Below are 10,685 nucleotides of genomic sequence, written 5' to 3' on the forward strand. Positions count from 1 at the left end.
GATGAAAAAACTAAGATACATATATATTCTTGCCTTTGTTTTAGTATCAATCTCCTGTGAAGATACCGTAGAAGTAGATCTGGAGACCGCAGATCCTAAACTGGTTATCGACGCCGAAATCGATTGGAAAAAAGGAACTTCAGGTAATGAGCAATCTATCAAACTCACTGAGACCGCTGGGTATTACGAACGCGAAACTCCACCCGTATCCGGTGCCGTGGTTTCCATTACCGCCGAAACAGGTGAGATTTTTAATTTTGAGGAGGAGCCGGGTACAGGAATATACCGATGCACTGATTTCGAGCCCGTTATCGGCGCAAATTACACCCTTGCCATAATGGTAGAAGGCGAGAGTTACACGGCAACAGAACAACTGATGCCCGTACCCGAAATCACAGCTATGGAATACATAGAAGACGGCGGATTCATTGGAGAGGACATTGAGGTGAGAGGATATTATCAAGACAATCCGGAAACAGAGGATTATTATCTCACCGGCTTTTCGAGCCACGTACTGCCCTATACTGAGTACAGTGTGAGCGACGACTCATTCACCCAGGGAAACCTCGTATACGATATCTTTTCTCACGAAGATCTGGATACAGGAAGCGAAGTGACTATGAAACTATACGGAATTTCAGAGCGGTTTTACAACTATATGTCACTGATTCTAGAATCTGCTGAAGGTAATCCTTTCCGAGTTCCCGCAGCCAATATAAAGGGTAATATACGGAACACCACCGACGAAAACAACGCTCCCTATGGGTATTTTAGATTGTCGGAAACCTCAGAAAAATCTATAACCATAGAGTAAATTGCAAATCGATTGCTGATTTATCGGATGTGTAACTTGAATAAACAAAAACCAGAGACCTCAAAAAAGAGAGCTCTGGTTTTTTTCATGAAGATGGAGAACGTTATTCTCCATTTTCGAAACTATTTTATTTCGAGTAATTCCAATTCGAATGTCAAATCCTGCCCTGCCAACGGATGATTGCCGTCGAGCACCACGTGATCTTCAGCCACTTCAGCTACTCTCAATTGGTACTCTGTACCATCAGGATTACTCGCCACGAGTCCCATTCCCACTTCCGGACTGATCTCGGCAGGCAACTCTTCGCGTTTTATTTGATGAAAAAGCTCTTGACGCACCTCTCCGTATGCCTCTTCTTTAGGTATAGTAATGGTTTTCTTTTCATTCACTTCCATATCTACAAGCCCCTTCTCAAAACCGGGAATAAGACTTCCCTGCCCCAATTGTACTTCGAGAGGTTCCCGGTCTACCGAACTGTCAAAAATCTGTCCGTTATCCAGTTTCCCAGTGTAATGTACTCTTACCGTGTCGGTTGCTTTTACTTTAGCCATAAACAAATGTTTCTGATTTATATCTCGTTGAATTGCAAAGTTAAAATTTCTGCGCTACCTCCAAGGATAATGAAGAGATAATTTACTGATTTATAATTATTTTATACCTACACTCCATCTTGTACACCATCATTTTTTAGATGTCTCATTGATTTATATCGGCAATTTTCCTATTTTGCAGAAAGATATATTCCCGACAATACCCCGATACGGAATTAAAACAATGACGACGATGACAAACGTAAGCCGTATTTTCGACATTCCATATTACCAGCTGGAAAAATACAAGCTGGAAGACGCTCTAGTCACTAAAGAGAATGAAAACTGGCATAAAACTTCAAGTGAGAGTTATGTGGAACAGGCTTGTGCCATAAGCAGGGGACTTTTGCGTATGGGGGTTGAAAAGGAAACTAAGATAGCCGTAATCTCCTCAAACAACAGGACGGAATGGCATATTTTAGATATTGGAGCACTGCAAATCGGAGCACATACGATACCCATATACCCCACCATATCAGAAGATGATTACGCCTATATTTTAGAGCATTCTGAAGCGCAGTACTGTTTTGTGTCCGATGAGGAGGTTTTGGACAAAGTAAATGCTATACGAGACAAATTGTCTTCACTCAAGGAAGTGTACTCTTTCAATCAAATTGACGGAACTAAACATTGGACAGAGGTGTTAGAACTGGGCAAAGAGCCCAGTAATCAAGATGAGGTAAAATCTCGAATGGAAGCCATACAGCCCGACGAGCTTGCTACGATTATCTACACTTCCGGAACTACTGGTAAACCCAAAGGCGTTATGCTCTCGCATCGCAATATTGTTTCCAATGTACTCAACAGTGCGGAAAGAGTTCCGCTTAACGAAGGGGATTCAAGGGCTCTGAGCTTTCTTCCCATCTGTCATATTTTTGAGAGAATGGTAGTTTACCTCTATCAGTACTACGGTATCTCCATATATTTCGCTGAATCGATAGACAAGATGAGTGACAACTTAAAAGAGGTTAAGCCCAATGTGATGACAGTAGTCCCCAGATTGCTGGAAAAAGTGTACGATAAAATATATGCCAAGGGATCAGATCTTACGGGTATCAAGAAAAAACTGTTTTTCTGGGCACTAAGTCTGGGCGAAAAATTCGAACCCTATGGAGCAAACGGATGGTGGTATGAAACTAAACTGAATATCGCAAGAAAACTGATATTCAGTAAATGGCAAGAAGGACTCGGAGGGCAGCTCGACCTGATGGTGTCGGGAAGTGCCGCACTACAACCTCGTCTAAATCGCATATTTGCAGCGGCTGGTATTCCGGTGATGGAAGGTTATGGTTTAACAGAAACCTCACCGGTAATTGCCGTAAACTGCCAGAAGAACGGAGGGTGGAAAATAGGAACCGTCGGAAAAATGATTCCGGAAGTGGAAGTAAAAATAGCCGAAGACGGAGAAATTTTGTGTAAAGGTCCGAGTGTGATGACAGGATATTATAAAGATCCTGAAAAAACAGCAGAAGCTATGACCGATGGCTATTTCCATACCGGTGATATCGGAGAAGTAGACAGCCAAGGCTTTCTCAAAATTACCGATCGCAAAAAGGAAATGTTCAAGACTTCCGGAGGGAAATACATTGCCCCTCAAATTATAGAAAACGAAATGAAGCAATCGCGATTTATCGAACAGATAATGGTGATTGGTGAAGGCGAAAAACTACCGGCAGCACTTGTACAACCCAATTTTGAATTTGTACGCGATTGGGCCAAAAGAAAGAAAATAGATGTTGGAAATACCGATGAAGACCTGATAAAATCTCCGGAAGTTATTAAACGATTCGAAAAGGAAATCGCTGCCTACAACAGTAAATTCGGACATTGGGAACAGATTAAGAAATTCGAACTAACCTCCGATGTATGGTCGGTAGAAAACGGGCAACTCACCCCTACTCTTAAACTTAAAAGAAGGGTTATCAAAGAACAATACAAAGACCTCTACGACAAAATTTATCGCAGTACAGAATAATAAATACGGCTCCTCAAACACTTAGAAGGAGCCGTACCGCTTGATCTAAAATACCGAGAAGCCTATATGCTCTTCGCTCTAAGCATAGTTGTGCATTGACTCCCAATCTTGTACCTTAAAAAAAGGTAAATTTAACGTTAATTTTATTATGCGTGCATAATAAAATTTTGTATATTTGGGAGATCACACCATCTCAGATGAAAGACAAAACTATTGATTACGCATTGCGAGCAACCTGGCAGGCCATTGCCAGGATGTATAATGAGGAAGCGGGAAAATACGACACCACTATGGCAACGGGTTTTACCTTGTTGAGCATTGATAAAGAAAACGGTACCCCGTCTACAGCTCTCGGTCCTAAAATGGGTATGGAAGCTACTAGCCTGTCGCGTATACTCAAGAAAATGGAACTCAAAGGTTTGATAGAACGCAGGCCTAACCCCGAAGATGGCAGGAGCGTACTGATTTGTCTCACTCCTTTCGGGAGAGAGAAAAGAGAGCTGTCTAAGGCAGTAGTACTCACTTTTAACGAGGTAGTAAGACAAAATATTTCAGAAGAAAAACTCGCTCATTTCTTTGAGGTTATTGAAGTGATAAACAGCCTCATCACAGAAAAGAAGATATATACTGTTACAGGGAAATCGGTCAATACCCGATCCTCATAATATAGACAGAAAAACACATTGCCTATGTATCAAGCGCAACGGAACATCTGGAGTTAAAAATACTCTCGAGAGGGCCGAGTAGCCAAACGAGGTAGGGTGGATATCGAAATCATCGATGTGTAAAATAAAAACTAATACACTAAACTATGAAGCGAAGCATTAATAAGGTAGCCGTCATAGGTTCCGGAATTATGGGAAGTGGAATCGCTTGCCACTTTGCCAATATCGGGGTTGAAGTACTACTTTTGGATATCGTACCCCGAGAACTGACTGATAAAGAACGACAAAAAGGACTATCTCTGGACGACAGCTCAGTCAGAAACCGAATTGTCAACGAGCACCTAGCCACCGCGCTTAAATCAAGTCCCTCTCCTATTTATCACAAAAAATTTGCAGACCGTATTACTACGGGAAACCTCGACGACGACTTGCATCGCATAGCCGAGGTAGATTGGATAATAGAAGTAGTGGTAGAAAGATTAGATATCAAAAAACAGGTGTTCGACCAAATTGAACAGTATCGCAAACCGGGTACACTGATTACTTCAAATACTTCGGGGATTCCTATTCACTTTATGAGCGAAGGTCGCAGTGAAGACTTCCGAAAACACTTCTGTGGCACTCACTTTTTTAATCCCGCGCGCTATCTCAAACTCTTTGAAATCATTCCTGGACCGGATACTTCTACTGAGGTATTAGACTTTCTCAACAGCTATGGAGAAAAATTTCTCGGCAAAACCTCAGTCGTTGCCAAAGACACTCCCGCCTTTATAGGAAATCGCATAGGAATATTTGGTATAATGAGCCTGTTTCACCTCGTAAAGGAAATGAAACTTACCATAGAAGAAGTAGACAAACTCACAGGTCCTGTAATAGGAAGACCAAAATCGGCTACCTTCCGTACGGTAGATGTGGTAGGGCTCGATACTCTGGTTCACGTAGCTGACGGACTGTATGAAAATTGTCCCGACGACGAAGCCCATGCGCTTTTTAAACTCCCGGACTTTATCAATACCATGATGGAAAACAAATGGCTGGGAAGCAAAAGCGGACAAGGTTTTTACAAAAAAGTAAAAGGAGAAGACGGAAAGAGCAATATTCTCTCTCTCGACCTCGACACCTTGGAATATCGACCTCAGAAAAAGGCTTCTTTCGACACCTTAGAACTCACCAAAAGTATAGATCGACCAATAGATCGATTTAAAGTGTTGGTAGGTGGAAAAGATAAGGCTGGAGAGTTTTACAGAAAGAGTTTTTCGGCCGTGTTTGCCTATGTATCTCATCGGATTCCGGAAATAACCGACGATCTCTATAAAATTGACGATGCCATGAAGGCCGGATTTGGTTGGGAAAATGGCCCCTTTGAAATATGGGATGCTATAGGAGTGAAAGAAGGACTGGAAATGATGAAAGCACATGGGGAAAAACCGGCGGCATGGGTAGAAGAAATGATCCAATCGGGTAATGATTCTTTCTACACCGTAAAAGAAGGCCACAGCTTTTATTACGACATTCCCTCTAAGTCTCAGGTAAAAGTACCCGGACAGGATGCCTTTATCATACTCGACAATATCCGCGAAAGCAAAAAAGTGTGGAGTAATAGCGACGCCGTTATCCAAGACCTTGGAGATGGTATTCTCAACCTGGAATTCCGCTCCAAAATGAACACCATAGGCGGAGAAGTATTACAAGGAATAAACAAGGCTATCGATCTGGCAGAAAAAGAATACAATGGATTGGTTCTAGGCAACCAAGCTGCCAATTTCTCTGTGGGTGCTAATATTGGGATGATCTTTATGATGGCTGTAGAACAGGAATACGACGAACTCAATATGGCGATAAAAATGTTCCAAGATACCATGATGCGCGTTCGCTACTCCTCTATTCCCGTCATCGCAGCTCCACATGGTATGACCTTGGGAGGAGGCTGTGAAATGAGTATGCATGCCGACAAAGTAGTAGCAGCTGCAGAAACCTATATCGGACTGGTAGAATTCGGCGTTGGAGTTATTCCCGGTGGAGGTGGCTCCAAAGAAATGACACTGAGGGCTTCAGATACCTTTAAAAAAGATGATGTAGAGCTCAATGCTCTCAGAGAGTATTTCCTCACTATAGGAACAGCAAAAGTATCTACCTCTGCCTATGAGGCCTTTGATCTCGGTATTCTTCAAAAAGGGAAAGACATAGTAGTAGTCAACAAAGACCGGCAAATTGCAGAAGCTAAAAAACAGGCCCTGTTGTTGGCCGAGGCAGGCTATACCCGTCCCATTAAAAGAAAAGATATCAAAGTACTCGGAAGGCAGGCACTCGGGGCATTCTACGTGGGTACCGACGGTATGTATGCAGGAAAATACATCTCAGAACACGATAAAAAAATCGCAAATAAACTAGCCTATGTAATGGCCGGAGGAGACCTTTCCGAGGCTACGTATGTCAGCGAGCAATACCTACTTGATCTCGAAAGGGAAGCCTTTTTGTCACTGTGTACAGAACGCAAAACCCTAGAGCGAATACAACATATGTTGAAAACGGGAAAACCGCTGAGGAATTGATGAGAATAAAGGCACATTATGCAAGATAAATACAAAAATAAATATCGCATCAGCTCCCCGAGATTGGCTTTGTGGAATTACAAATGGGCTAAAGCATATTTTGTAACTATCTGCACTTAAAACCGGGATTGCTTTTTTGGATCTATTAAAAATGGAAAAATGAACCTATCTGAAATTGGCGAAATAACAGAACAAGAATGGCTTAAAACCCCTGGTTTATGTCATGATATGAACCTTATATTTCTTTTTCGTGGCAACCTCGCTTTCACGTATCCCTTATAGATGATAAAAGGGCTTATGAAGCGATAACGAATTACATTAATGCTAATCCAAAAAACTGGAAAAACCACTCTCTTTTCTAACTGATTAAAATATCGTGCAATGAAACAAACAGCATACATAGTAAAAGCATATCGTACCGCTGTGGGCAAGGCTCCACGGGGTACCTTCCGCTTCAAGAGATCGGACGAGCTAGCAGCGGAAACCATACAGCACATTATGAAAGAACTCCCCGACTTTGACAAAAAGCGTATAGATGATGTAATAGTAGGGAATGCCATGCCTGAAGCCGAACAAGGTTTGAATATGGGAAGGCTTATCTCGTTGATGGGGCTCGATATCATAGATGTACCGGGAGTCACGGTAAACAGATATTGTGCTTCCGGTTTAGAAACTATCAGTATAGCAACAGCCAAAATACAGTCGGGAATGGCCGATTGTATCATCGCAGGTGGAGCTGAAAGTATGAGCTATATCCCAATGGGCGGTTATAAGCCTGTACCTGATTATGCACTAGCCAAGGCGGGTCACGAAGATTACTACTGGGGAATGGGACTCACCGCCGAAGCTGTTGCCGAACAATACAAAATATCGAGGGAGGATCAGGACGAGTTTGCTTATAATTCGCACCAAAAAGCATTAAAAGCACAAGCGGAAGGTAAGTTCGATCAACAGATTGTTCCCATTGAAGTCGAACAAGTTTATGTAGATGGTTCCGGGCGTAAGTCCACAAAATCGTATACTGTGAGCAAAGACGAAGGTCCACGAGCCGATACCTCAAAGGAAATTCTCGCAAAGCTCAGACCTGTATTTGCCAATAACGGTTGTGTAACTGCCGGGAATTCCTCTCAGATGAGTGATGGAGCTGCCTTTGCAATGGTGATGAGTGAAGCGATGGTAAAAGAGTTAAACCTCGAGCCAATAGCGAGATTGGTGAGCTATGCCGCCGCTGGAGTAGAACCCAGAATCATGGGTGTAGGTCCGATAAAAGCCATTCCTAAAGCGATAAAACAGACCGGGATGCAATTGGGAGATATCGAATTGATAGAGCTCAACGAGGCCTTTGCTTCACAGTCTCTGGCTGTTATCCGAACACTAGGACTCAATCCGGATATTGTAAATGTCAATGGTGGAGCCATCGCCTTAGGGCATCCACTCGGTTGTACGGGTGCCAAGCTCTCTGTACAGCTATTCGATGAGATGAAACGTCGCGGTAACAAGTACGGTATGGTGACTATGTGTGTGGGTACCGGACAAGGAGCTGCCGGTATTTACGAATTGTTATAGATAAAAAACTAATAGAATCAAGGGTTATGGAAACACAAGCAGAAAAAAACAACCTACTACGAGGCGGACAATTTCTCGTGAGGGAAACTAATTGTGAGGACGTATTTACTCCAGAAGATTTTTCTGAAGAGCAGAGAATGATGCGCGATACGGTAAAAGATTTTATAGATCGCGAAGTATGGCCCAACAAAGATAGATTTGAGAAAAAAGACTACGCTTTTACCGAAGAGATTATGCGAAAAGCTGGCGAGCTCGGTCTCCTAAGCATAGCCGTACCCGAAGAGTTCGGCGGCATGGGCATGGGCTTTGTATCGACCATGTTGGTTTGTGATTATATTTCCGGAGCTACGGGTTCACTAGCTACAGCTTTTGGAGCTCACACCGGAATAGGAACCATGCCAATATTGCTCTATGGTACGGAAGAGCAAAAGCAGAAATACGTACCCAAACTCGCCTCCGGCGAATGGTTTGGCTCATATTGCCTTACTGAACCTGGAGCGGGAAGTGATGCCAATAGCGGAAAAACCAAAGCCGTCTTGAGTGAAGATGGAAAACACTATTTGATTTCGGGTCAGAAAATGTGGATTTCCAATGCTGGTTTCTGTAATCTTATGATTGTTTTTGCGAGAATTGAAAACGACAAGAACATCACCGGATTTATCGTAGAATACGATCCTGAAAACGGGATTACTCTCGGAGAAGAAGAGCACAAACTCGGCATCAGAGCCTCCTCTACCCGACAGGTATTTTTCAACGAAACCAAAGTACCGGTAGAAAATATGCTTTCTGAAAGAGGAAATGGTTTTAAAATTGCCATGAATGCTCTCAATATTGGTCGTATCAAACTTGCAGCTGCCTGCTTGGATGCACAGCGAAGGGTGATTAGCAATTCGGTACAATACGCTAACGAAAGGGTACAATTTGGCACTCCTATCGCTCAATTTGGCGCCATTAAAGCCAAAATTGCCGATATGGCCACTACCCTATACGCTGGAGAATCGGCTTGCTACAGGGCAGCCAAAAATATTGAAGATCGAATTGCACTCCGCAAAGAACAAGGTAATTCTCATCAGGAAGCTGAACTCAAAGGGGTTGAAGAATACGCCATTGAATGTTCCATTCTTAAAGTAGCCCTTTCCGAAGATATTCAGAATTGTACAGACGAAGGAATACAAATTTTTGGAGGTATGGGCTTTTCTGAAGATACCCCTATGGAAGCGGCTTGGAGAGACGCTCGTATTTCCCGCATTTACGAAGGCACTAACGAAATCAACAGAATGCTCGTAGTGGGAATGTTGGTCAAAAAAGCTATGAAAGGACATCTCGACCTGTTAAGTCCGGCAAAAAATGTAGCCGACGAACTGATGGGAATACCCTCTTTTGATACCCCCGACTACTCCGAATTGTTTGCAGAAGAAAAGGAAATGATTGTCAAACTCAAAAAGGTATTTCTCATGGTTGCCGGAGGAGCCGTTCAAAAATACGGTCCGCAGTTGGAAGAACACCAACAATTACTCCTATCTGCAGCAGACATTCTCATCCATATCTATATAGCAGAATCGGTATTGTTGCGCACAGAGAAAGCTGCGAAAAAGCAAGGAGAAGATGCTGTCAATACACAAATCGCTATGGCGCGTCTATACCTGTATAAAACGGTAGACATTATAAACAGCAAAGGCAAGGAAGTTGTTGCATCTTTTGCAAAAGGTGACGAACAACGCATGATGCTTATGGGAATCAAACGCTTTACAAAATACACAAATATGCCTGATGTAATCGCCCTGAAAAACAGTATTTCAGATCGTGTAATTGCCGATAATGACTACAAATTTTAAAGTGTAATGAGCCTCGATAAGAGGCTTAGTTTTTGGTTGGTTGAAAACGTTCCCGCATTCTGTGGGAACGTTTTTGTTTTATCCCAGTTGTTCCAATAGTTCTGAAGCGGTAATCGCTTCGTGAGATGCGTTGTAAACCACTTTTCCGTCCTTTATCAAAAGTAGCTGCGGACTTTCGTGTACAATCCCAAAACGCGTTGCAATAGCATTTGAAACATCACGGTGATTCAGCAGATCTAAATAATACAGCTTAACAGCAGTTGAGCTATCCATATCCCGTTGGAGATTACCGTAAACCATCTTGCTAATCCCACAGCGTGTACTGTGTTTAAAAATAGCTATCGGAACCGAAGTGCTCTCTGTTGCTATTTGGTCGAGTTGTTCAAGAGAATTGAGCGGAAACCAATTCAGCTCCCCGGCAGAATTGTGATTTTTATCACTCTCTGCTCCCCTTCCAAAAATCTTGTCAAAAAATCCCATAATTTTATATTCTATTTCATTACTGTCCCATTAAAATTCACCAACACAACTGTTTATGTTTGTATTACAGTGATTTACATATAATTTTCAAGTGAACGGACTTCAATTCATGAACTTGTAATTCAAAATTCAAAAGTGCGTTTTGGACATTCTAGAGTGTGATATTTGTTGGTTTTTAAACATCTTTTAATTTTATGGGACACTAGTG

The 10,685-nt window shown here is 42.4% G+C and carries 8 protein-coding genes; 6 read left to right on the top strand and 2 right to left on the bottom strand.

What is annotated here, in order from left to right; genetic code table 11:
- Position 1 precedes the first annotated feature (1 nt).
- Positions 2-814: a DUF4249 family protein gene (locus ACYZZR_RS08370; RefSeq protein WP_461533551.1), complete on the top strand. Its 813-nt coding sequence runs from the start codon at positions 2-4 to the stop codon at positions 812-814.
- A 122-nt stretch (positions 815-936) separates the two neighbouring features.
- Here the strand turns inward: ACYZZR_RS08370 and ACYZZR_RS08375 are convergent, their stop codons facing one another.
- On the bottom strand, positions 937-1,365 hold the full coding sequence (locus tag ACYZZR_RS08375) for an FKBP-type peptidyl-prolyl cis-trans isomerase (RefSeq protein WP_461533552.1): 429 nt from the start codon (positions 1,363-1,365) through the stop codon (positions 937-939).
- Between the two features lie 232 nt (positions 1,366-1,597).
- Here ACYZZR_RS08375 and ACYZZR_RS08380 point away from each other — a divergent pair, with 232 nt between their 5' ends.
- The 5 genes from ACYZZR_RS08380 to ACYZZR_RS08400 all read left to right on the top strand — a co-directional run bounded on the left by ACYZZR_RS08380 (position 1,598) and on the right by ACYZZR_RS08400 (position 9,997).
- Positions 1,598-3,379 carry an AMP-dependent synthetase/ligase gene (locus ACYZZR_RS08380; RefSeq protein WP_461533553.1) on the top strand — a complete coding sequence of 594 codons (1,782 nt, stop codon included), beginning with the start codon at positions 1,598-1,600 and terminating at the stop codon, positions 3,377-3,379.
- A gap of 197 nt (positions 3,380-3,576) precedes the next feature.
- Complete coding sequence (locus ACYZZR_RS08385) at positions 3,577-4,044, top strand: MarR family winged helix-turn-helix transcriptional regulator (protein WP_461533554.1); 468 nt, start codon at positions 3,577-3,579, stop codon at positions 4,042-4,044.
- 146 nt (positions 4,045-4,190) lie between these two features.
- A complete protein-coding gene (locus ACYZZR_RS08390) occupies positions 4,191-6,596 on the top strand; it encodes a 3-hydroxyacyl-CoA dehydrogenase/enoyl-CoA hydratase family protein (RefSeq protein WP_461533555.1) in 2,406 nt (801 codons plus the stop codon).
- Positions 6,597-6,977: 381 nt separating this feature from the next.
- Positions 6,978-8,162 (top strand): acetyl-CoA C-acyltransferase, encoded by a 1,185-nt coding sequence (locus ACYZZR_RS08395; protein WP_461533556.1) that lies wholly within the window; start codon positions 6,978-6,980, stop codon positions 8,160-8,162.
- 26 nt (positions 8,163-8,188) lie between these two features.
- Entirely contained in the window at positions 8,189-9,997 is a 1,809-nt protein-coding gene (locus ACYZZR_RS08400) for an acyl-CoA dehydrogenase family protein (protein WP_461533557.1), read from the top strand.
- Between the two features lie 78 nt (positions 9,998-10,075).
- Here the strand turns inward: ACYZZR_RS08400 and ytxJ are convergent, their stop codons facing one another.
- A complete protein-coding gene (gene ytxJ / locus ACYZZR_RS08405) occupies positions 10,076-10,477 on the bottom strand; it encodes a bacillithiol system redox-active protein YtxJ (protein WP_461533558.1) in 402 nt (133 codons plus the stop codon).
- Positions 10,478-10,685: the final 208 nt, after the last annotated feature.

The organism is Sinomicrobium sp. (assembly GCA_029266035.1).
Taxonomy (GTDB): domain Bacteria; phylum Bacteroidota; class Bacteroidia; order Flavobacteriales; family Flavobacteriaceae; genus Sinomicrobium.